The organism is Pseudomonas sp. KCJK9111 (assembly GCF_046231935.1).
In the GTDB taxonomy this organism is placed as follows: domain Bacteria; phylum Pseudomonadota; class Gammaproteobacteria; order Pseudomonadales; family Pseudomonadaceae; genus Aquipseudomonas; species Aquipseudomonas parafulva_B.
Genome location: NZ_JBJJMO010000035.1, coordinates 1 through 22093 on the forward strand (window position 1 = coordinate 1; position 22093 = coordinate 22093).

Consider the following 22093-nt stretch of genomic DNA (forward strand, 5'->3'; position numbering starts at 1 on the left):
TCATCGCCGAGTTTCCAGGCTACGACGTTTCGCCTGGAGGTCAGGTGCGCAGCCGCCGCGGCGGAAAATGCACGGTCCTTGCCGGCTCTGTCGATGCAAAGGAATACACCGCCTACATCCTTCGCGATAGGAGCACTGGTAAGCCCTGCCGCCGCCTGGCCCATCGCTTGGCGGCAGGGGCCTATCTTCCTGCACCCAAGCAGGATCAAACCGACGTTTGCCACAACGATGACAACCCTGCCAATAACGCGGCAGGCAATCTGCGCTGGGACACTCACGAGGCCAATCAGATGGATATGCGTGCTCACGGCACGATGCAGGACGGCGAGAAGTGTGTGACGGCTGTCCTGACCGCTAAGCAGGCGCTGGACATCCGCAATACCGTTTTGCGTGAAGGCCGCGTATCAGGACGTCGCATGTGCGCGAAGTACGGGATCTCTCCGGCACAGGTAAGCCGAATCAAAAATGGATCGCGCTGGGCTTGCCTGGCAGAGGAGGCAGCATGACGACTAAAGCACCCCGGGGCATTCCCTCGAACAACCCCGACAACATCGATTTCAACCCTTGCAACGCCTGGGTCGGCCAGCTCGGCCTGGAGGAGGGCGTGGCCAAGCCGCGCTTCGCCCGGTTCGACTCACCCGAGAACGGTATCCGCGCCCTGGGCAAGCTGCTGATCAACTACCGAAGCAGGAACCCCATACCCAGTGTGGGCGGAAACGGGATCGACGGTCTCTGATTTCGCCACCAATGGTGCGATTTCCGAAGTTGGCAGTCGCCTCGACACTGATTGGTATTATTAGCTGAGGCGTACCGGTATCATCCACGCTGGGGCATCAGGACCAGCGAGAGGCGTAAGGCAGCAATGGGTTTTTTGAGATTTGTACTGGCAGCTTTGGTGGTTGTCAGTCACATGGGTTACACAGTCAATGGGTTCAACCCTGGTGTATGGGCAGTTGTTGTGTTTTATCTGCTCGCTGGTCATGTGGTTGCGAGGCTTTGGTCCCAAAGGCCCTTTGAGGGAACACTTGATTCGGTTCTATGGTTTTACAAGGACCGAGCGCTGCGAATTTTCCCGCTCTATCTCGCAGCCTTAGTTTTCGGTGTGTTGGTGTGGTGGCTTGGTGCTAAAAGTTACTTCTTAAGTCTTAATCCCGGGTTGCTCCATTGGGTGAGCAATATTACCGTGATCCCGCTTAGCTACTACATGTGGAATGGGATAGACAAGTTTACCATATTGCCCCCGGCTTGGTCTTTGGGCGTGGAGTTGCAGTTTTACCTGCTGGTGCCGCTGCTATTGCTAAGTCACAGGGTGGCTTTTATCGTCAGCTCTATCAGTGTTGCGATTTTTACCGCTGCGCAAGTCGGTTGGCTTAACACGGATGTGTTTGGGTATAGGCTGCTCTTAGGTGTGCTCTTCATATTCCTTACCGGCGCCGTCATTGAGTGTGGCTCAAAATCGGCGAAACGTGCTGTAACTTCTGCTTGTGTCGCCATGCTTGTTTATGTGTTCGTACTGTGGGGTTTAGGGGTTCGTCGAAGTTATGATGTCGAGGTTGCTCTGGGGTACATAGTAGGGGTCCCGTTGGTTGCTGTTCTTTCTACAGTAAAATTTTCCGGGCGCTTAAATGTCGCGCAGCGCCATGCGGGCAGTGTTTCTTACGGTCTTTTCCTATTCCATTTCCCCTTGATCTGGTTATCGGAAATGTTTGCCGTCCCCTCAGCGTTGAAGGTCTTATTCGTGATGATGTTCTCAGTAGGCTTGGCGGTAGTATGCCATCGCTACATAGAGTTGCCGTTTTGGAAGCGGTTCCGAAGCTTTGTATCTCGATCTCCATCAGTGTCTTATTCAAGTTAATCGCATCAGCCCAACTCAAAGCCCGCAAAATCGCGGGCTTTTTTTTCGACTGGAGAAAAGCATGGCCAGACTCACCGAATCCCAGGCCGGAGGCGCCAACGTGCTCCGGTTTCTGGATCTGATCGCCTTCGCCGAGGGAACCCAAGCCGTAAAGGGTAGCGACGACGGGTACAACGTCCTGTTCGGCAAAGGCCTGTTCCAGGGCTATGCCGATCATCCTCGCCAGAAAATCACCAGACTCTCCAACGGCAAGCCGATCACCAGTAGCGCGGCAGGTCGCTACCAGTTTCTTGCCGGCACGTGGGACGAACTGGTGAAGCGCTACAGCTTCAGGGGGCGCTTCACGCCAGAGGCGCAGGACCTAGCTGCCATCAAACGATTGGGAGAGCGTGGCGCGCTGGAGCTGATCAAGGATGGAAAGATACGCGAGGCAATAGCCAAGTGCGCCAATGAATGGGCCAGTTTCCCTGGCAACGGCTATGACCAGAACCCTAAAGCCCTGAGCGCTCTGCTGGCTCAGTGGCAGAAGCTCGGCGGGGTTCTGGCGTGACCTGGCTCGGCGCGGTGCCGGCCTGGTGCTGGTGGCTGATAGCGCTGGTGCTGGTCGCCGGCGGCCAGCAGTACAGGGTCGTGGTTGCCCAAGGCGAAACGTCTGATGCCCGCACTGAACTTGCCGACTACCGCCTGGAGGTCGCCGAAAACAGCCGACGCGCCGCCGCCCAGGCCCGCGCCGAAGAACAACGCCGCCAGAAAGCGGCAGACGAGGAGGGTGAGCATGTACGCAAGAAACTGGAGGAGGTCACTGTCCGCGCCACTGCTGCTGAGTCTGCTGCTGGCGGGCTGCGCGGTGAAATCGCCAGACTGCGCGCCGGCCGATCTGCAACCTGCGATGCCATCGTTGCCCAGCAGCGCCAGGCAGGAACCTCTGCCGTCGTGGTGCTCGGGGGATTGCTTGAAGACGCTGACCGAATGGCGGGAAGCCTCGCGACAGCGCTTGAGCGAAGCCGAGTAGCGGGCCTGGCGTGTGAGTCGGTGGTAGCAAGGATTAGAGGTGAATAATTCTACTTCGGCTTTGAAGCATTAATGCTCCAAGACATAAAGCCTGCGACAACCGCGCCAACGATGACGCCAGTGATTAGGGCGCTTTTGAGTGATCCAAACTGGTAGATCACAACGCCACTGATGAGCGCAGCGATTGCAGCTACAAAACTAATCAATTGCATCTCTGTTTCCTTCATCTGATCATCGCTTTTATTGCGATGACAATGAGGGCACACCTCACCAGAGAACGGGATCGTCTCACCGCATCCAGAGCAAATAATTTTCATTGCCATTTATCACGTCCTTGAATATGTTCGGTATCAGCTTAGCGAGCTTAACGATGTCCCCCAGCCCTAGGCATATTGTTGCCTTAATCGAAGTACACTGCATAGAGGCAGCGTAAGGATATATTTAGTGCTTCAGTGCAAGGAGTTAATCCTGAATGGACAAAGACAAGGCTGATTTTGCCGCTGCCGTTGAGGCAGGCGAACCGCTGATCGCGCAGTCGATGGAAGCTCTCAAACGGTACTGGGAGGCCAGAGACTATGGAGCGCCAACCGAGGAAGTAGAGCGGCTGCGGCTCCATTCCGAGTCCTTGGCCCAGGCGGTTTCTGACTACCAGCTTCGCACCGTCTCCAAGCTGATGGGCAACAAACTGCCCCCGCTGCATTAGCGCATCCCGCTTGTCGGCAGTTGCCGGCCCCATTGCAGGTCACTACCATACTGTTCATTTATACAGTATGGAGGGCCCGCCAATGAACACCGCCCTTGACTTCGAAATCGACGACCTGCCCTTGCTCAGCCTGGACGATCTGATGCAAATCCGTGCGCCCTGGACCTACCTGGTCAAGATTGAGGGTGAGAGCATGCAGGGCGTCGGGATGTACTCCGGTGACCTGCTGGTCGTTGATCGAAGCGTCGAGGCCAAGCACGGCGACATCGTGATCGCGGCGGTGAACGGCGAGCCGATCTGCAAGCGCATGTGCCGTGAGCACGGTGTGCTGGTCCTGCGGTCGGAGAATCCCAAGTACCCGTCGCGGTATATCATGGAGGGCGATACGTTCGAGGTGTGGGGTGTGGTCAGGTACAGCGTTCGGGACCACGATCGTCTAACGGGATAGGGGATTCGGTTCGGCAGAACGCCGGAGGCGGGAAGGAGAGGGATATAGCTGATTTTCTCGTACCACTTTTTGTACCAAACGTGGTTTTTGGAGGGGGCTAAAGGGGGCTAGACGCCCCCGGGAGCCTCTAAAACCCCCTTTCTCAATACACCAGCTATTCCGCGCACCAGCCACCTTTGACGGCGACTAATACTCCGGCGGCAAATACTGGTTTTGATTGGCCAAAAACGAGATAAGTCGGGACGCAGTTTAGGACAGGTTGTTGAGCTGGGCTGATTAACACTTGGAATGTGCGTATCAGACCTCAATGCTGGAATTTGCGGTAGCGTTCGATCACATTTTATCGGGCTCTTAGTAATATGCTTATTCGTTAATTAGTCATGTCGGATAACGGAAGTCTGCGACTGGAACAAAAGCAGTGCCGTTAGCAGAGGATAGGGTCAGCCTATAGCGCGGATTATCTGTGCTCGCATCGTAATACCCGGTTGCGCCATTTGCGTTGATATGTATGGCACCGTTGATAAGTGGGATGTATTTGCCGCCAATCCCGTATTCAACATTCATCCAGTGCCCAATCTCCGGAATCGTCATCTTCTCTTCGCCCAGGGGCGCATGTGAGTTTTCTACCTGTAGCATGACACGCGCGGCAGTATCTCTTGACTGCTGCGGAGTTGAAGCCAAAGGCTGCGCCCGCATCAAGTTGTAAAATTCTTCAAGTCGTTGTCCTTTTCTCATCGCTAAAATATCCTTAAGGCTAGATGTTTGACATACCTTGAGATCAGAATTGTACAGGGACTGCCAAGATAATAAATAGCTGCCATTTCCTTCCCTAAGGCGACTGCAATCCTGTAGCTGTAATGACGCAAGAGAGCGCGAAAGCTTCCCCAAAACACAACCGTAAATGCCCGATTCTGTTGAGCAGTCAACGCATGAATAAGGCGGAAATAAAAACCGTTAATCTCGCTTCAACCCATTGAATTTACAGGGCTTTTACATTTTCATTGAGGCATCCCAGGCTTTGATGCCGTAGAGCGTGTAGGTCATTGTGTGCATCGGGGATACGTGTCGCCCCAATCTCTCCATTTCCGAATGTCAGTCGCGCGATTATGCGATAACCCTTCGCACGGCGCCACGGGCGGTTGGCCCGAACGGGCGGGGTTGCTACTGCATAATCCTGCTGCCGCTCTGCCTAGGCAGGAACGTGCGCCCAATTGCATCCAATCACCGGTCATTTCCCAACCCCGGCTGAACCCTTGGGCGGCAGGTGTATCTTCATGTTACACATTAGTTCGCCACCTGCGACCTTGGTGCAGCGGCCAGGCAAGCTTGTCACCCGTTACCATGCTGATCCAGGTGTATGTTTTGTCCTCGGGTACGAGGGCCGTTTGAAGAAGGAAGACCCACTGGATGCAGTCCGCCTATACCGTCCTTATCCTGCTGATGCTGGTCAGCCTGTCGAAATTGGTCGGCCGCCTCATTCCCCTGCCTCTGCCGCTGGTACAGATCGCCGCTGGCGCTTTGCTGGCCTGGCCGACACTCGGGCTGCATGTCGCCCTTGACCCTGAGCTGTTCCTGTTCCTGTTCTTGCCGCCGCTGTTGTTCGCCGATGGCTGGCGCATTCCCAAGCGCGAGTTGTGGCGCATTCGGGGCCCGGTGGTGGCCTTGGCGGTGGGGTTGGTGCTGTTCACAGTGGTCGGTGCGGGCTATTTCATCCACTGGCTGCTGCCGAGCATCCCGTTGCCGGTGGCATTCGCGCTGGCAGCCGTCCTGTCGCCGACTGATGCGGTGGCCGTTTCTGCCATTACCCAAGACCGCCTGCCTACGCCGTTGATGCACATGCTCCAGGGTGAGGCCCTGATGAACGATGCTTCGGGCCTGGTCACTTTCAAGTTCGCCCTGGCGGCTGCCATCACCGGTGTCTTTTCACTGACCGACGCCAGCTTCAGCTTCGCGCTGGTGGCGCTCGGCGGCCTGGCCGTGGGAGTGGCGCTGAGTTGGTTGGTCGGCCGCCTGCGTGCCTGGATGATCGGCCGCGGCTGGGATGACCCGGCCACCCATGTGGTGTTCATGCTGCTGCTGCCGTTCGCGGCCTATGTGCTGGCCGAGCGCCTCGGCGTGTCGGGCATCCTCTCGGCAGTGGCGGCTGGCATGATGCAGAGCTGGCTCGACCTGCTGCCACGCCAGACCAGCACCCGCCTGCTCAACCGCAGCGTATGGTCGCTGCTGGAGTTCGCGTTCAACGGCTTGATTTTCCTGCTGCTGGGCTTGCAACTGCCCGACATCGTCAAGGCGGTGGTCAGCCATGAAACCACGCTGTGGCCGACCCTGGCCTGGCGCTGCCTGGACGTGGTCGCCATCTTCGCGGCGCTGATCGTGCTGCGGTTCATCTGGGTACAGAGCATCTGGCGCCTGGTGGGTGTTCTGCGCCGTTGGCGCGGCAAGCCTGCGCTGGTGATGTTGCCTACCGCGCGCTCGTGCTGGCTGCTCACGCTAGGCGGTGTGCGAGGGGCCGTCACCCTGGCGGGTGTGATGTCGATTCCGTTGCTGATCGGGGCGGGCAAGGCGTTTCCTGAGCGCGACCTGCTGATCTTCATTGCCGCCGGTGTCATCCTGCTGTCGTTGATCGGTGCCTGTGTCGCACTGCCGCTCTTACTGCGCGGTGTGACCAAAAGCCCTGACGAGCGTATGCAGCAGGAAGTGCATGAAGCCTGGCGACGCACCGCCGAGGCGGCGATTCACGCCTTGGAAGCCGAAGAGGTGGTCGATGCCAACGCGCCGCAGGACGCCGCCCAGGCCACGCTGGCTACGGAGTTGAAGGCTCGGCTGATGGCTGAGTATCGCGATCAATTGGACCGCCACAACGACAGTGATGAGGCCAGGGCCTTGGCCGAGCAGATGGACCTGCTCGAGCGCCGGCTGCGTTTGCGTGCGCTGCGGGCCCAGCGCCTGGAGCTCTATAACCTGCACCGCCAGCACCTGCTCGGTGACGAGGTGGTGCGGCATGTGCTGGGCGAGTTGGACATGAGCGAGGCTAACCTGGGCCAGGTCAAGTGAGCTGGCCCCGTCTCGCGTAAAAGGCTTCAGCGCGCGTGCAAGAACGCGCGAATTCGCTCGGCTGCCTCGATGCATTCGGACAATGGGGCGACCAGTGCCATGCGCACGCGTCCGGCGCCGGGATTTACCCCATCCACTTCACGGGACAGGTACGAGCCTGGTACCACGGTCACGTGCTCGGCCTCGAACAGATCGCGCGTGAAGTCGACATCGCTACCCGGCACCTTGGCCCACAGGTAGAAGCTGCCGTCCGGGCGTTGCACATCCAGTACCGGCTCGAGGATGGCCAGCACGGCGTCGTACTTGGCGCGGTACTGGTCGCGGTTGGCGCGCACATGTGCCTCGTCCTCCCAGGCGGCGATGCTGGCCAGCTGTGTCTGCACCGGCATGGCGCAGCCATGGTAGGTGCGGTACAGCAGGAACGGCTTGATGATGTCGGCATCACCGGCGACGAAGCCCGAGCGCAGACCGGGCAGGTTCGAACGCTTGGACAGGCTGTGGAACACCACGCAGCGCTTGAAATCGCGACGTCCCAGCTCCGCACAGGCTGTCAGCAGCCCCGGGGGCGGTGCATCCTCATCGAAATACAACTCGCTGTAGCATTCGTCGGCAGCGATCACGAAGTCGTGCGCATCGGCCAGCGCGATCAGCTTCTTCAAGGTGTCCATCGGCACCAAGGCGCCGGTGGGGTTGCCGGGCGAGCACAGGAACAGGATCTGGCAACGGGCCCAGACGTGGTCGGGCACCGCGTCGAAGTCGGGGTTGAAACCGTTGCCTTCCAGGCAGGGCAGGTAATGCGGGGTGGCGCCGGCCAGCAGCGCAGCCCCTTCATAGATCTGGTAGAACGGGTTGGGGCTCAACACCAGGCCATCGGCATCACGGTCGACCACCGCCTGGGTAAAGGCGAACAGCGCTTCGCGGGTGCCGTTCACGGGCAGGATGTGACGCTCGGCATCCAGCCACCCAGCCGGCACGCCAAAGCGTCGCTCGCACCACTGCCCGATGGCCTGGCGCAAGGCAGGCAGGCCCAGGGTGCTGGGGTATACCGCCAGCTTGTCGAGATTGTCGGCCATCGCCTGGGCCACGAAGGGTGGCGAGGCGTGCTTGGGCTCGCCGATCGACAGGGCAATGGCGCGCTTGTCAGCAGCGGGTGTAACGCTACCCAGCAGGGCACGCAGCTTTTCGAAAGGGTAGGGCTGAAGCTGGCTCAAGGCAGGATTCATTGGCGCAAGGTCTCGTCAATCATGTCGTCAAAAGGTCACGCGGGCAGGGCTGGCGCTGGCCTGCCCTGCTTGCAGTTGTTGCACGATGGCTTCCTGCAGGCGGCTGCACAGTTGCGGGTCGGACAGGGGCTGGTTGTCGGCATCGGTGATGAAGAACACGTCCTCCACCCGCTCGCCCAAGGTGGCAATCTTGGCGTTCTGCAACGACAGGTCGAACTCCAGGAAGATGCGCCCTAGCCGCGCCAGCAGGCCCGGACGGTCGGGCGCGGTGATTTCGAGAATGGTCACCGGGCGCTGGGCGTCGTTGAGGATGGTCACCTGCGGCGGGAAGTCGAAGTGCTTGAGTTGGCGCGGCACCCGACGCTGGATGATCGTGGGGTAGTCCTCGGGGTTGCGCAGGGCCTCGGTCAGGCCGTCTCGAATCTGCCTGACCCGTTGCGGGTTGTCGCCGATCGCACCACCGTCGTTATCCAGCACAATGTAGGTGTCCAGGGTGAACTGGCTGCTGGAGGTGATGATGCGGGCGTCGTGGATGTTCAGGTTCAACTGCGACATGGCCGCCACCGTCACGGCGAAGAAATCGTGCTGGTCAGGGGCATAGATGAAGATCTGGGTCCCGCCTTCGAATTCGCGCTGGGTGGTTTCCTTGATCAACACCAGCGGGCCGCCGTCAGCCGGCTGTTGCAGGATGGCGTCGGTGTGCCAGGCCACGTCGGAGGCGGTGTGCTTGAGGAAGTAATCATCCCCCAGCTGGGACCACAACTGCTCCACGTCATCCGGGTCGGTGCCTTCGCGCACCAGCGTGTCCAGTGCCGAGGACTGGGTCTGGCGAATCTGCTCTTCACGATCGAGCGGGTTTTCAAGCCCGCGGCGCAGGGCACGCTTGGTCTCGGTGTACAACTGGCGCAACAGGCTGGCTCGCCACGAATTCCACAAGGTGGGGTTGGTGGCGTTGATATCCGCCACTGTCAGCACATAGAGGTAGTCCAGCCGCGTCTCGTCCCCTACGTGCAGGGCGAAGTCGTTGATCACCTGCGGGTCGGACAAATCCTTGCGCTGGGCGGTGGTGGACATGACCAGGTGGTTCTGCACCAGCCAGGCGATCAACCGGCTGTCCCAGGCAGGGAGCTGGTGGCGCTCGCAGAACTTGAGGGCATCGACCGCGCCGAGCTCGGAATGATCGCCCTGACGGCCCTTGCCAATGTCGTGGTAGAGCCCGGCCAGGTAGATCAGCTCAGGCTTGGGCAAGCGGCCCATGAGCTTGCTGGCCAGCGGGAATTTCTCCGACACCGGCGTGTACTGCAGCTTGCGCAGGTGCTTGATCAGGTTGAGGGTGTGGGCATCGACGGTATAGATGTGGAACAGGTCATGCTGCATCTGCCCGACAATCAGCCCGAACTCCGGCAGGTAGCGCCCGAGGATGCCGTAGCGGTTCATGCGCCGAAGGTTGCGATGAATACCGATTTCACACTTGAACAGCTCGATGAACAAACTGGTGTTGCGAATATCGTTGCGGAAGGTGTCGTCGATCAGGTGCCGATGCTCGCGCAGCAGGCGTACGGTATCGGCACGTACACCCTTGATTTCCGGGTGCTGGGCCATCAGCACGAACATTTCCAGCATGGCGAACGGCGTGCGCTTGAACACGTTCGGGCGCACGGCCTCGATGTAGCCGTCGTGCAGGCGGAAGCGCGCATTGAGCGGTTGGGTGGTGCCGCTGTCGTCGTCGGCGAGAATGACCTCCTCGAAATGCTGGATGATCAGGTCGCACAACTGGCTGATGCTCATCACCACCCGGTAGTACTGCTGCATGAACTGCTCAATGGCACGCTTGGGGTTTTCGTCGCTGTAGCCCAGCAGGGCGGCGATGCTGCGCTGGTGGTCGAACAGCAGGCGGTCCTCGGCACGGCCCGCGAGCATGTGCAGGGCGTAACGCACCCGCCACAGGAAGTCCTGGGAGGAGGCCAGGAGCGCGTTTTCGCTTTCCAGCAGGAAGCCTTCGCCGGCCAGGGCATGCAGGTTCAGGGTGCCGTACTGGCGGCGCGCCACCCACAGCACGGTCTGGATGTCCCGCAGCCCGCCAGGCGAGCCCTTGACGTTGGGCTCGAGGTTGTACTCGGTGTCGTTGTACTTGTGGTGACGCGCCTGCAGCTCGGCGCGCTTGGCCAGGAAGAACTCGCGGCTTGGCCACATGTGCGCCGTGCTGGTGACCTCGAGCATGCGCTGGCGCAGGGCTTCCGGGCCGGCGATGGTGCGGCTCTCCATCATGTTGGTGATGATGGTGAGGTCGGCGCGGGCCTGTTCGGCACATTCATCGACGGTGCGCACGCTCTGGCCGACCTCCAGGCCGATGTCCCACAGCAGGGTCAGAAAGCGCTCGATGGCGTCGCGATACCGCTCATGCTCGGCCTCACCCAGCAGGATGAGCAGGTCGATGTCCGAGTGCGGGTGAAGCTCACCACGCCCGTAGCCGCCGACCGCCACCAGGGAAATGCCGTCCTGCTCGCCCCAGTCGAACTGGTTCCAGGCCTGCTGCAGGACGTTGTCCACCAGCCAGGCCCGGGCCTGGATCAGTGGGCGGATGGCGTGGCCTGCGCGAAAGCGTCTGTCCAGCACCTCGCCCGCCTGGCGAATGGCCTTCTTGAAGGCGGGTATGGGGCTGGCCTTGAGGGCCAGTTCCGCCTGGAACTGACCACGGTCGAACAGTTCGGGGTCGAGCTGGGGCATGGGGTCAGGTTCCTGTCATCGAAGGCTGCTAGGGTGGCTCAGGCCGAAGTGCGGGCGATGGTGTCGTCCTTGCGCAGGGTGAAGATCTCGTACCCGGTCGCCGTGACCACCAGGGTATGCTCCCACTGCGCCGAAAGCTTGCGGTCCTTGGTGATCGCGGTCCAGCCATCACCCAGCACCTTGGTGTCGGCCTTGCCCTGGTTGATCATCGGCTCGATGGTGAAGGTCATGCCTTCCTTGAGTTCCATGCCAGTGCCGGCGCGGCCGTAATGGAGGATCTGCGGCTCTTCGTGGAACACCTTGCCGATGCCATGACCGCAGAACTCGCGCACCACCGAGAAGCCGTTCTTCTCGGCGTGCTTCTGGATGACTTCGCCGATGTCGCCCAGGCGGCAGCCCGGCTTGACCAGCTCGATGGCCTTGTACAGGCATTCCTGGGTGACCTGGGACAGGCGCTCGGCCCATACCGGCACGGTGCCGACGTGGAACATGCGGCTGGTGTCGCCGTGGTAGCCGTCCTTGATCACCGTGATGTCGATGTTCAGGGTGTCGCCATTTTTCAGGGGCTTGTCATTGGGGATACCGTGACAGACCACGTGGTTGATGGACGTGCAGATGGACTTTGGGTAGCCCTTGTAGTTGAGCGGCGCCGGAATGGCCTGCTGGACGTTGACGATGTAGTCGTGGCACAGGCGATCGAGCGCTTCGGTGGTGACACCGGGCTTGACATGCTCCTCGATCATTTCCAGCACGTCGGCTGCCAGGCGGCCGGCGATGCGCATCTTCTCGATGTCTTCTGCAGTCTTGATGGTGACGGTCATTACAGGCTCTCTACTCGGCGCCGCAGACGGCGCGTTCAAATCGGGAAAGGCGTCATTCTATCAGAGGTGCGGGCTCGTAGCGGCACGCTGCCCTTGCAAAGGCATACCTCCAACCGCCCTGGCCGTGCGCTGGCGCCCATGCCCTGCCATCCGGCGGTTGGGGGGTGAGTTTCGTGTTTTGTTTACGCGCAGCCTGTGGTATAACATGCGCCGCTTTCGGAGCCAGCTCCGTCTGCATCCAAACCCACACACGTGTCGACACGATGGCCTGGGTGCCCCGAGCTTCAGGGTTCGCGGGTTGGTCATTGGGATACGTGGAGGCCCAACCCGACTTATCAAGGAACTATCATGTCCCAAGTCAACATGCGCGATATGCTGAAGGCCGGTGTGCACTTCGGCCACCAGACCCGTTACTGGAACCCGAAAATGGGCAAGTACATTTTCGGTGCGCGCAACAAGATCCACATCGTCAACCTGGAAAAAACCCTGCCGATGTTCAACGACGCTCTGTCGTTCGTAGAGCGCCTGGCCCAGGGCAAGAACAAGATCCTGTTCGTCGGCACCAAGCGTTCCGCCGGCAAGATCGTCGCCGAGCAAGCTGCTCGCTGCGGTTCGCCGTACGTTGACCACCGTTGGTTGGGCGGCATGCTGACCAACTACAAGACCATCCGTGCTTCGATCAAGCGTCTGCGCGACCTGGAAACTCAGGCCGAAGATGGCACCTTTGCCAAGCTGACCAAGAAAGAAGCCCTGATGCGCTCCCGCGATCTGGAAAAACTGGACCGCAGCCTGGGCGGCATCAAGGACATGGGCGGTCTGCCTGACGCTCTGTTCGTCATCGACGTTGATCACGAGCGCATCGCGATCACCGAAGCCAACAAACTGGGTATCCCGGTCATTGGTGTTGTCGATACCAACAGCAGCCCGGAAGGTGTTGACTACATCATCCCAGGTAACGATGACGCCATTCGCGCTATCGAGCTGTACATGACTTCCATGGCTGACGCTGTCATCCGTGGCCGCAACAATGTTGCTGGCGGCACCGAAGTCTACGCTGAAGAAGCGGCTGCACCTGCTGCCGAGTAATAGACGCTAGCGTCGACTTGGCACGCGAAAAGGGGGCTATGCCCCCTTTTTGCCACCTTGAAATCCTGCTGTCGGCAGCCGTCCCTTCCATGGGCATGCAGGCACAGACAGCGGATTAGCAGAATTGAACGCCCGTCACAAGCGGGTGGAATGGTTGAAAAACTTTCCAAGAGGATTTTGAAATGGCAGCAATTACTGCAGCGCTGGTCAAAGAACTGCGCGAGCGTACCGGCGAAGGCATGATGGATTGCAAGAAAGCCCTGGAAAAGGCTGGCGGCGACATCGAAAAAGCCATTGACGACATGCGTGCCTCGGGCGCCATCAAGGCCGCCAAGAAGGCTGGCAACGTGGCTGCCGAAGGCGCGATCGCCGTCAAGACCGACGGCAAGGCCGCCGTACTGCTGGAAGTGAACTCGCAGACCGACTTCCTGGCCCTGCAAGACGACTTCAAGAACTTCGTCGCCGAAAGCCTGGAAGAAGCCTTCGCCCAGAAGCTGACCGACGCCGCTCCGCTGATCGCCTCGCGTGAAGCTGCCCGTGAAGCCCTGGTCGCCAAGTGCGGCGAAAACGTCAACATCCGTCGCCTGGTGCGCGTGGAAGGCGACGTGGTCGGCGCCTACCTGCACGGCAACAAGATCGGTGCTGTCGTTGTCCTGAAAGGCGGTGACGTCGAGCTGGCCAAGAACATCGCCATGCACGTTGCAGCGTCCAACCCCGAGTTCCTGGACTCGTCGGAAATCTCCGCCGAAGCCATCGAGCGCGAGAAGGGTGTCTTCCTGCAGCTGAACGCCGACAAGATTGCTGGCAAGCCGGAAAACATCGTTGAAAACATGATCAACGGCCGCATCACCAAGTTCAAGGCTGAAGCCTCGCTCAAAGAGCAGGCGTTCGTCATGAACCCGGAAGTCAAGGTCGGCGAACTGGCCAAGAAAGCCGGTGCTGAAATCGTTTCCTTCACCTACTTCAAGGTTGGCGAAGGCATCGAGAAGCCAGTCGACGACTTCGCTGCTGAAGTTGCCGCACAGGTTGCTGCTGCCAAGCAGTAAGACAGCCCCGTCTGTCGCCCCAAAGAGGCTGCCCGCTCACGCGCGCAGCCTCTTTGTCAAAGCGGCGAGGCGTTTACACAACGCTGCCGCCGCTGGCGCCGAAACGGTGCCACGCTACAGTTAGCAGGCTGCAAACAGCCCGCACGAATTTTCTACAGTACGCCGCAGGAGAGACTCGCAATGGCTCAGCAGGTGAGTGGTCGCCAACCTCGCTATAAACGCATTTTGCTCAAACTTAGCGGCGAGGCCCTGATGGGCTCCGAAGACTTCGGGATCGACCCGAAGGTGCTCGATCGCATGGCCCTGGAAGTCGGGCAACTGGTCGGTATCGGTGTGCAGGTCGGCCTGGTCATCGGTGGTGGCAACCTGTTCCGAGGGGCTGCACTGAGCGCCGCCGGCATGGATCGCGTCACCGGCGACCACATGGGGATGCTGGCTACCGTGATGAACGCCCTGGCCATGCGCGATGCGCTGGAGCGCTCGAACATCCCGGCACTGGTCATGTCGGCCATCTCCATGGTGGGCGTCACCGATCACTATGACCGTCGCAAAGCGATTCGCCACCTCAACTCCGGGGATGTGGTAATTTTCTCCGCCGGTACCGGCAACCCGTTCTTTACCACCGACTCGGCAGCCTGCCTGCGGGCCATCGAAATCGATGCCGACGTGGTGCTCAAGGCGACCAAGGTCGATGGTGTGTACACTGCCGATCCATTCAAGGACCCGCATGCCGAGAAGTTCGATCGCCTGACCTATGACGAGGTCCTGGATCGTAAGCTCGGGGTGATGGACTTGACCGCAATCTGCCTGTGCCGTGACCACGGCATGCCATTGCGGGTATTCAACATGAACAAGCCAGGCGCCCTGCTGAACATCGTGGTGGGCGGCGCTGAAGGCACTCTGATCGAGGAAGGCCAAGCATGATCAACGACATCAAGAAAGACGCGCAGGAGCGCATGACCAAGTCCATCGAGGCCCTGGGCCGCAACCTGGCGGCCATCCGCACCGGTCGCGCGCACCCAAGCATTCTGGACAGCGTCAAGGTCACTGCCTGGGGTAGCGAGATGCCGCTGAACCAGGTCGCTGCGATCAGCGTCGAGGACGCGCGCACCCTGAAGATCGTCGCTCACGACAAGAACCTGAGCGCTGCCATCGAGAAGGCCATCCTGACCTCCGACCTCGGGCTCAACCCATCGAGCGCCGGCACCACCATCCGTGTGCCGATGCCTGCCCTGACCGAAGAAACCCGCAAGGGCTACACCAAGCAGGCCAGCGGCGTTGCCGAAGACGCCAAGGTCGCCGTGCGCAACGTGCGTCGTGACGCCCTGGCGGACTTGAAGAAGCTGACCAAGGACAAGGCCATCAGCGAAGACGAAGAGCGCCGCGCCGCCGATGACATCCAGAAGCTGACGGACAAGTTCGTCGCCGAGGTGGATGCAGCCTTCAAAGCCAAGGAAAAGGACCTGATGGCCGTCTAAGGCCAGGTTTTTTTAATGGAAAAGACCAAGCCAGCGGTGCCTCCCTCGGTGCCGCGTCACGTCGCGATCATCATGGACGGCAACAACCGCTGGGCGAAACGACGCTTGTTGCCTGGCGTTGCCGGGCACAAGGCGGGTGTCGATGCCGTGCGGGCAGTCATCGAAGTCTGCGCCGAGGCCGGCGTCGAAGTGCTGACTCTCTTTGCCTTCTCCAGTGAGAACTGGCAACGCCCTGCCGATGAGGTCGGTGCGTTGATGGAGTTGTTTTTCTCGGCGCTGCGCCGCGAGGCGCGTCGCTTGAACGACAACAACATCAGCCTGCGCATCATCGGTGACCGCTCCCGCTTTCACCCGGAACTGCAGGCTGCCATGCGCGAAGCCGAGGCGCTGACCGCAGGCAATAGCCGTTTCATCCTGCAGATCGCCGCCAACTACGGTGGGCAGTGGGACATCGCCCAGGCCGCGCAGCGGCTGGCGCGTGAAGTCCAGGCTGGCCATCTGCGCCCCGATGACATCACCCCGGGGTTGTTGCAGACGTGCCTTGCGACCGGCGAGCAGCCCTTGCCGGACTTGTGCATCCGTACCGGTGGCGAGCATCGCATCAGCAATTTCCTGTTGTGGCAACTGGCCTACGCCGAGTTGTATTTCTCCGACCTTTACTGGCCGGACTTCAAACACGAAGCCATGCGCAGTGCATTGGCTGATTTCGCTTCGCGCCAGCGCCGCTTTGGTAAGACCAGCGAGCAGGTCGAGGCTGGAGCGCGTGCTTAATGCTTAAACAACGCATCATTACCGCGCTGATCCTGTTGCCGATAGCGCTGGGCGGGTTCTTCTTGCTCGAGGGGGGCAACTTCGCCCTGTTCATCGGCCTGGTGGTAACGCTCGGCGCCTGGGAGTGGGCGCGTTTGGCGGGGTTGATGGCTCAGCCCCTGCGTGTCGCCTATGCCCTGGTCGTCGCTGGGGCGTTGATGCTGCTGTACATCCTCCCGGAACTGGCCCCCTGGGTGCTTGGGGCGGCCGTCATCTGGTGGGGGCTGGCCACTTGGCTAGTGCTGACCTACCCGCGCACCAGCGAACTGTGGGCCAGTGCCGCCTGCCGGCTGTTGATCGGCCTGCTGGTGTTGTTGCCGGCCTGGCAAGGCCTGGTGCTGCTCAAGCACTGGCCGCTGGGTAACTGGTTGATCCTGTCGGTCATGGCTTTGGTCTGGGCGGCCGACATCGGTGCGTACTTTTCCGGCAGGGCCTTCGGCAAGCGCAAGCTGGCGCCGCAGGTCAGCCCTGGCAAGAGCTGGGAAGGCGTCTACGGCGGGTTGGCGGTCAGCCTGGTGATCACCCTGGTGGTGGGTATCACTCGTGACTGGAGCTTCGGTCAGCTACTGCTCGGCCTGGCAGGCGCTGCACTGGTGGTGATGGCCTCGGTGATCGGCGACCTGACCGAAAGCATGTTCAAGCGCCGCTCGGGCATCAAGGACAGCAGCAACCTGCTACCCGGCCACGGTGGCGTGCTCGACCGCATCGACAGCCTGACGGCGGCCATTCCATTGTTCGCCGTGCTGTTGTGGGCGGCCGAATGGGGTGTGATGTGAGTCAGGTGCAACGCATTACCGTACTTGGGGCGACCGGCTCCATCGGCCTGAGCACCCTGGACGTGATCGCTCGCCATCCTGAGCGCTATCAGGCCTTCGCCTTGACCGGCTACACGCGCATCGAGGAGCTGTTGGCCCTGTGCGTGCGGCATCGCCCGGCCTATGCCGTGGTGCCGAGCGCTGAGGCGGCGGGGCGCCTGCGTGCGGGCCTGACGGCGGCAGGGTGCGCTACCGAAGTGCTGGAAGGCGAGGCCGGGTTGTGCCAGGTAGCCTGTGCCAGTGAAGTGGATGCGGTCATGGCCGCCATCGTCGGCGCGGCAGGCTTGCGGCCAACCCTGGCGGCCGTGCAGGCCGGCAAGAAAGTGCTGCTGGCCAACAAGGAAGCGCTGGTCATGTCCGGCGCCCTGTTCATGGACGCCGTGCGCCAGTCGAGCGCGGTGTTGCTGCCCATCGACAGCGAGCACAACGCCATCTTCCAGTGCATGCCCAGCGACTACGCGCGCGGGTTGAGCGCTGTGGGGGTGCGCCGCATTCTGCTGACGGCCTCGGGTGGGCCGTTCCGTCAGACATCGACCGAGGCCTTGCTGGACGTCACGCCTGAACAGGCGTGTGCCCACCCGAACTGGTCGATGGGGCGCAAGATTTCCGTCGACTCGGCGAGCATGATGAACAAGGGCCTGGAGTTGATCGAGGCCTGTTGGCTGTTCGATGCGCCGCCAAGCCTGGTCGAGGTGGTGGTGCACCCGCAAAGCGTGATCCACTCGCTGGTCGATTACGTCGACGGTTCGGTGCTGGCGCAGTTGGGTAACCCGGACATGCGTACCCCCATCGCCAATGCGCTGGCCTGGCCGGAGCGAATCGATTCCGGGGTGGCCCCGCTGGACCTGTTCAGCATTGCTCGCCTGGATTTCGAGGCGCCCGATGAGCAGCGTTTCCCCTGTCTGCGCCTGGCGCGAGAGGCGGCGCAAGTGGGCAACAGCGCCCCTGCCGTGCTCAATGCGGCCAACGAAGTGGCGGTGCAGACGTTCCTCCAGGGCCGTATCCGCTTCCCGGAGATCGCGAGTATGATCGAACAGGTACTGGACCAGGAGCCCGTGGTGCCGCTGACGTCGCTGGAGGCAGTGTTTGCCGCCGACCAGCGAGCGCGCGAGCTGGCCTGGGCCTGGCTGCACCGCAACGGCCGCTGAGGCGGGCTGGCCCGGTTATCGACAACAGCACCCCCACTGACCCATTGCTCATCATTCGGAGATGGACATGACAGCGCTCTACATGATCATTGGTACGCTCGTCGCCTTGGGTGTGCTTGTCACCTTCCACGAGTTCGGCCACTTCTGGGTGGCGCGTCGCTGTGGCGTGAAAGTGCTGCGTTTCTCGGTGGGCTTCGGTACGCCGCTGGTGCGCTGGCATGATCGTCAGGGCACCGAATTCGTCATCGCAGCCATTCCGCTGGGCGGCTACGTGAAGATGCTCGACGAGCGCGAAGGCGATGTGCCCCCTGCGCTGGTGGGCCAATCGTTCAATCGCAAGCCGGTCGGCCAGCGCATCGCGATCGTTGCCGCCGGGCCGGTCGCCAACTTCCTGCTGGCCATCTTCTTCTTCTGGGTGTTGGCGATGCTTGGCAGCCAGCAGATCCGGCCGGTCATCGGCACCGTCGAGACGGGTAGCCTGGCGGCGGCTGCAGGGCTGACGGCCGGCCAGGAGATCGTCTCGGTGGACGGCAAGCCGACCAACGGCTGGTCGGCAGTCAATCTGCAGTTGGTGCGCCGCCTGGGTGAGAGTGGCACGCTGAACATCGGTGTGCGCGATGAGGGCAGCAGTGCCGAGCAACAGCGCCAGGTGAAACTCGACCAGTGGTTGAAAGGCGCCGATGAGCCTGATCCGATTCGCTCGCTGGGCCTTGAACCCTGGCGCCCCGCCATCGTGCCGGTACTGGCCGAGATCGATCCCAAGGGGCCGGCCGCGGCTGCAGGCTTGAAAACCGGTGACCGGTTGCTGGGCGTCGGCGGCCAGTCGGTGAGCGAATGGCAGCAGGTGGTCGATAGCGTGCGCGCGCGGCCCGGCGCCCAGGTGGTGGTGCGTCTGGAACGTGACGGTGCGCCGCTGGACATACCGGTGACGCTGGGCGCGAAGGGCGAAGGTGAGGCCGCTGCAGGCTACCTGGGAGCGGGCGTCAAGGGCGGTCAATGGCCGGCCTCGATGCTGCGCGAAGTCAGCTATGGGCCGGTGGAGGCGGTGGGTGAAGGCCTCTCGCGCACCTGGAACATGAGCGTGCTCACGCTCCAGTCACTGAAGAAAATGCTGTTCGGTGAGCTCTCGGTAAAAAACTTGAGTGGACCGATAACCATTGCTAAAGTGGCGGGCGCTTCAGCCCAGTCCGGCGTGGGGGATTTCCTGAATTTCCTGGCCTACCTGAGCATAAGCCTGGGGGTTCTTAACCTGCTGCCCATCCCGGTACTGGATGGGGGGCACTTGCTGTTCTACCTGGTTGAATGGGCGCGCGGTCGTCCGTTGTCTGATCGGGTACAAGGTTGGGGGGTCCAGATCGGTATCAGTTTGGTCTTGGGGGTGATGCTGCTCGCCCTGATCAACGATCTGGGTCGACTATAAAAGCTTCGCTCAATTGCGAAACCTGTCGTTCATGACGGCAGGTTGTTTATTGCCAGTTGGAATAAAAGGACTTCATGAAACGTCTGTTGCTAACTGCGGTGCTCTCCGCACTGATGATCGCTGAAGTTCACGCCGAGTCCTTCACCATCTCCGATATCCGCGTCAACGGCCTGCAGCGGGTTTCCGCGGGCAGCGTCTTTGGTGCCTTGCCCCTCAACGTGGGCGACCAGGCCGATGACCGGCGCCTGGTGGAGTCGACCCGCTCGCTGTTCAAGACCGGGTTCTTCCAGGACATCGAGTTGAACCGTGATGGCAACGTGCTGATCATCAATGTGGTCGAGCGCCCGTCGGTGTCGAGCATCGAGATCGAAGGCAACAAGGCGATCAGTACCGAAGACCTGATGAAGGGCCTGAAGCAATCGGGCCTGGCCGAAGGCGAGATCTTCCAGCGTGCCACCCTCGAAGGCGTGCGTAACGAGCTGCAGCGCCAGTACGTGGCCCAGGGCCGTTACTCGGCCGAGGTCGACGCCGAGGTGGTGCCGCAGCCGCGCAACCGTGTGGCCCTGAAGATCAAGATCAACGAAGGCACCGTCGCTGCCATCCAGCACATCAATATCGTTGGCAACAACGTGTTCGATGACGACACCCTGGGGCAGCTGTTCGAGCTCAAGACGACTAACTGGTTGTCCTTCTTCAAGAACGACGACAAGTATGCCCGTGAAAAACTGTCCGGTGACCTGGAGCGTCTGCGTTCTTACTACCTGGACCGCGGCTACATCAACATGGACATCGCGTCCACCCAGGTGTCCATCACGCCTGACAAGAAGCACGTCTACATCACCGTCAACATCAACGAAGGCGAGAAGTACACCGTCCGTGACGTAAAGCTCTCCGGTGACCTCAAGGTGCCGGAAGACCAGGTCAAGTCGCTGCTGCTGGTGCAGCCGGGCCAGGTATTCTCGCGCAAGGTGATGACCAGCACGTCCGAGCTGATCACCCGTCGCCTGGGTAACGAAGGCTATACCTTCGCCAACGTCAACGGCGTGCCTCAGCCAAACGACCAGGATCACACCGTCGACATCATGTTCGTGGTCGATCCGGGCAAGCGTGCCTACGTCAACCGCATCAACTACCGCGGCAACACCAAGACCGAAGACGAAGTGCTGCGCCGCGAAATGCGTCAGATGGAAGGCGGCTGGGCATCGACCTACCTGATCGACCAATCCAAGACCCGCCTTGAGCGCCTGGGCTTCTTCAAGGACGTGAACGTCGAGACCCCACCGGTACCGGGTACCGACGACCAGGTCGACGTGAACTACAGCGTCGAGGAGCAGGCCTCCGGTTCGATCACCGCCAGCGTCGGCTTTGCCCAGAGCGCAGGCCTGATCCTGGGTGGCTCGATCAGCCAGAGCAACTTCCTGGGTACCGGTAACAAGGTGTCTGTTGGCCTGACCCGTTCCGAGTACCAGTCGCGATACAACTTCGGCTTCGTTGATCCCTACTTCACTGCCGATGGCGTGAGCCTGGGTTACAACGCCTTCTACCGCAGCACCGACTACGACGACCTCGACGTCGACGTGGCGAGCTATGCGGTGGACAGCCTGGGTGCCGGTGTGAGCCTGGGTTACCCGATCAGCGAGACGTCGCGCCTGACCTATGGGTTGAGTGTGCAGCAGGACAAGCTGAAGACGGGTAAGTACACCGTTAATGAGATCTTTGATTTCATCAACAAGGAAGGCAAGAACTTCACCAACTTCAAAGCCTCGATCGGCTGGTCCGAATCGACGTTGAACAAGGGGGTGCTGGCAACACGTGGTCACTCGCAGAGTCTGAGCCTTGAAACCACGATTCCAGGCAGTGACTTGTCGTTCTACAAGCTGGACTACCGTGGCCAGCTGTTCAAGCCACTCAGCCAGAACTACACCCTGCGTCTGCACACTGAACTGGGTTACGGTGACGGTTTCGGCGGTACCTCCGGCCTGCCGTTCTATGAGAACTACTACGCGGGTGGCTTCAACTCCGTTCGCGGCTTCAAAGACAGCACCCTGGGGCCGCGCAGTACGCCAAGTAAGTTTAATAAGGAGAACGGCACTATTGACGACCCCGACCAAGACCCGCTTCCATTCGGTGGCAACGTCCTGGTCCAGGGCGGCGTCGAGTTGCTGTTCCCGCTGCCGTTCGTCAAGGACCAGCGTTCCCTGCGCACCTCGGTCTTCTGGGACGTGGGTAACGTGTTCGACACCAACTGCGGCAACAAGCCGGACTGCACCAAGGTCGGTTTCTCCGACATGGCCAGTTCGGTCGGTCTTGGCGTGACGTGGATCACGGCCTTGGGCCCGTTGAGCTTCAGCCTGGCGATGCCGATCAAGAAGCCGGACGAGGCAGACACCCAGGTGTTCCAATTCTCTCTGGGCCAGACCTTCTAAGGTCGGCCCTTGCTTAACGACA

General features: G+C 60.8%; 21 protein-coding genes and 1 pseudogene. 17 read left to right on the top strand and 5 right to left on the bottom strand.

Annotation, left to right across the window (positions count from 1 at the left end):
* The 5 genes and pseudogenes from ACK59L_RS13190 to ACK59L_RS13210 all read left to right on the top strand — a co-directional run.
* Nucleotides 1–506: HNH endonuclease (locus ACK59L_RS13190; RefSeq protein WP_409274062.1), on the top strand; the 506-nt coding region annotated here is incomplete at its 5' end.
* Nucleotides 503–727: pseudogene (locus tag ACK59L_RS13195) on the top strand (structural protein P5); the annotation flags it as partial. The gene ACK59L_RS13190 and the pseudogene ACK59L_RS13195, both read left to right, overlap by 4 nt.
* Before the next feature lie 135 nt (nucleotides 728–862).
* Nucleotides 863–1855: an acyltransferase family protein gene (locus ACK59L_RS13200; RefSeq protein WP_409274064.1), complete on the top strand. Its 993-nt coding sequence runs from the start codon at nucleotides 863–865 to the stop codon at nucleotides 1853–1855.
* Nucleotides 1856–1916: 61 nt separating this feature from the next.
* Nucleotides 1917–2405 (top strand): glycoside hydrolase, encoded by a 489-nt coding sequence (locus ACK59L_RS13205; protein ID WP_409274066.1) that lies wholly within the window; start codon nucleotides 1917–1919, stop codon nucleotides 2403–2405.
* A complete protein-coding gene (locus ACK59L_RS13210) occupies nucleotides 2402–2914 on the top strand; it encodes a DUF2514 family protein (RefSeq protein ID WP_409274068.1) in 513 nt (170 codons plus the stop codon). Before ACK59L_RS13205 ends, ACK59L_RS13210 begins: the two co-directional genes overlap by 4 nt.
* Nucleotides 2915–2916: 2 nt before the next feature.
* Here the strand turns inward: ACK59L_RS13210 and ACK59L_RS13215 are convergent, their stop codons facing one another.
* Nucleotides 2917–3189, bottom strand: a complete 273-nt coding sequence (locus ACK59L_RS13215; protein ID WP_409274070.1) for a hypothetical protein — start codon at nucleotides 3187–3189, stop codon at nucleotides 2917–2919.
* Nucleotides 3190–3338: 149 nt separating this feature from the next.
* Here ACK59L_RS13215 and ACK59L_RS13220 point away from each other — a divergent pair, with 149 nt between their 5' ends.
* The gene (locus ACK59L_RS13220; RefSeq protein ID WP_409274072.1) at nucleotides 3339–3569 is read left to right on the top strand and encodes a hypothetical protein; all 231 of its coding nucleotides are present in this window, start codon (nucleotides 3339–3341) and stop codon (nucleotides 3567–3569) included.
* 67 nt (nucleotides 3570–3636) lie between these two features.
* Nucleotides 3637–4017: a LexA family protein gene (locus tag ACK59L_RS13225; protein ID WP_409274074.1), complete on the top strand. Its 381-nt coding sequence runs from the start codon at nucleotides 3637–3639 to the stop codon at nucleotides 4015–4017.
* Nucleotides 4018–4395: 378 nt separating this feature from the next.
* Here ACK59L_RS13225 and ACK59L_RS13230 read toward each other — a convergent pair whose 3' ends face one another.
* Complete coding sequence (locus tag ACK59L_RS13230) at nucleotides 4396–4752, bottom strand: hypothetical protein (RefSeq protein ID WP_409274076.1); 357 nt, start codon at nucleotides 4750–4752, stop codon at nucleotides 4396–4398.
* A gap of 672 nt (nucleotides 4753–5424) precedes the next feature.
* Between ACK59L_RS13230 and ACK59L_RS13235 the strand changes: the two genes are divergently transcribed.
* The gene (locus ACK59L_RS13235) at nucleotides 5425–7071 is read left to right on the top strand and encodes a Na+/H+ antiporter (RefSeq protein ID WP_409274078.1); all 1647 of its coding nucleotides are present in this window, start codon (nucleotides 5425–5427) and stop codon (nucleotides 7069–7071) included.
* Nucleotides 7072–7097: 26 nt separating this feature from the next.
* On the opposite strand, the gene dapC is transcribed toward ACK59L_RS13235, so the two are convergent.
* From dapC to map, 3 genes are read right to left on the bottom strand one after another with little or no spacing between them, the layout of a single operon-like run.
* Nucleotides 7098–8294, bottom strand: a complete 1197-nt coding sequence (gene dapC / locus ACK59L_RS13240; RefSeq protein ID WP_409274080.1) for a succinyldiaminopimelate transaminase — start codon at nucleotides 8292–8294, stop codon at nucleotides 7098–7100.
* 27 nt (nucleotides 8295–8321) lie between these two features.
* Nucleotides 8322–11021, bottom strand: coding sequence for a [protein-PII] uridylyltransferase (locus tag ACK59L_RS13245; RefSeq protein ID WP_409274082.1), 2700 nt, complete (start codon nucleotides 11019–11021; stop codon nucleotides 8322–8324).
* 38 nt (nucleotides 11022–11059) lie between these two features.
* Complete coding sequence (gene map / locus ACK59L_RS13250) at nucleotides 11060–11842, bottom strand: type I methionyl aminopeptidase (protein ID WP_145130334.1); 783 nt, start codon at nucleotides 11840–11842, stop codon at nucleotides 11060–11062.
* Between the two features lie 348 nt (nucleotides 11843–12190).
* Between map and rpsB the strand changes: the two genes are divergently transcribed.
* From rpsB to bamA, 9 genes are all read left to right on the top strand, one after another.
* Nucleotides 12191–12928 carry a 30S ribosomal protein S2 gene (rpsB, locus tag ACK59L_RS13255; protein ID WP_003252287.1) on the top strand — a complete coding sequence of 246 codons (738 nt, stop codon included), beginning with the start codon at nucleotides 12191–12193 and terminating at the stop codon, nucleotides 12926–12928.
* A gap of 182 nt (nucleotides 12929–13110) precedes the next feature.
* Nucleotides 13111–13974 (top strand): translation elongation factor Ts, encoded by an 864-nt coding sequence (gene tsf / locus ACK59L_RS13260; RefSeq protein ID WP_058603722.1) that lies wholly within the window; start codon nucleotides 13111–13113, stop codon nucleotides 13972–13974.
* Between the two features lie 180 nt (nucleotides 13975–14154).
* On the top strand, nucleotides 14155–14898 hold the full coding sequence (gene pyrH, locus ACK59L_RS13265) for a UMP kinase (protein ID WP_023534028.1): 744 nt from the start codon (nucleotides 14155–14157) through the stop codon (nucleotides 14896–14898).
* Complete coding sequence (gene frr / locus ACK59L_RS13270; RefSeq protein WP_058639521.1) at nucleotides 14895–15452, top strand: ribosome recycling factor; 558 nt, start codon at nucleotides 14895–14897, stop codon at nucleotides 15450–15452. The genes pyrH and frr overlap by 4 nt, the downstream gene beginning before the upstream one ends.
* Nucleotides 15453–15467: 15 nt before the next feature.
* Nucleotides 15468–16223, top strand: a complete 756-nt coding sequence (gene uppS / locus ACK59L_RS13275; protein ID WP_027913873.1) for a polyprenyl diphosphate synthase — start codon at nucleotides 15468–15470, stop codon at nucleotides 16221–16223.
* Nucleotides 16223–17038, top strand: a complete 816-nt coding sequence (locus tag ACK59L_RS13280; RefSeq protein ID WP_196136331.1) for a phosphatidate cytidylyltransferase — start codon at nucleotides 16223–16225, stop codon at nucleotides 17036–17038. The genes uppS and ACK59L_RS13280 overlap by 1 nt, the downstream gene beginning before the upstream one ends.
* Nucleotides 17035–18225: a 1-deoxy-D-xylulose-5-phosphate reductoisomerase gene (ispC, locus tag ACK59L_RS13285; RefSeq protein WP_409274086.1), complete on the top strand. Its 1191-nt coding sequence runs from the start codon at nucleotides 17035–17037 to the stop codon at nucleotides 18223–18225. The genes ACK59L_RS13280 and ispC overlap by 4 nt, the downstream gene beginning before the upstream one ends.
* Before the next feature lie 67 nt (nucleotides 18226–18292).
* On the top strand, nucleotides 18293–19645 hold the full coding sequence (rseP, locus tag ACK59L_RS13290; protein WP_058639563.1) for an RIP metalloprotease RseP: 1353 nt from the start codon (nucleotides 18293–18295) through the stop codon (nucleotides 19643–19645).
* A 74-nt stretch (nucleotides 19646–19719) separates the two neighbouring features.
* Nucleotides 19720–22071, top strand: coding sequence for an outer membrane protein assembly factor BamA (bamA, locus tag ACK59L_RS13295; RefSeq protein WP_144965293.1), 2352 nt, complete (start codon nucleotides 19720–19722; stop codon nucleotides 22069–22071).
* The last annotated feature ends 22 nt before the right edge of the window (nucleotides 22072–22093 follow it).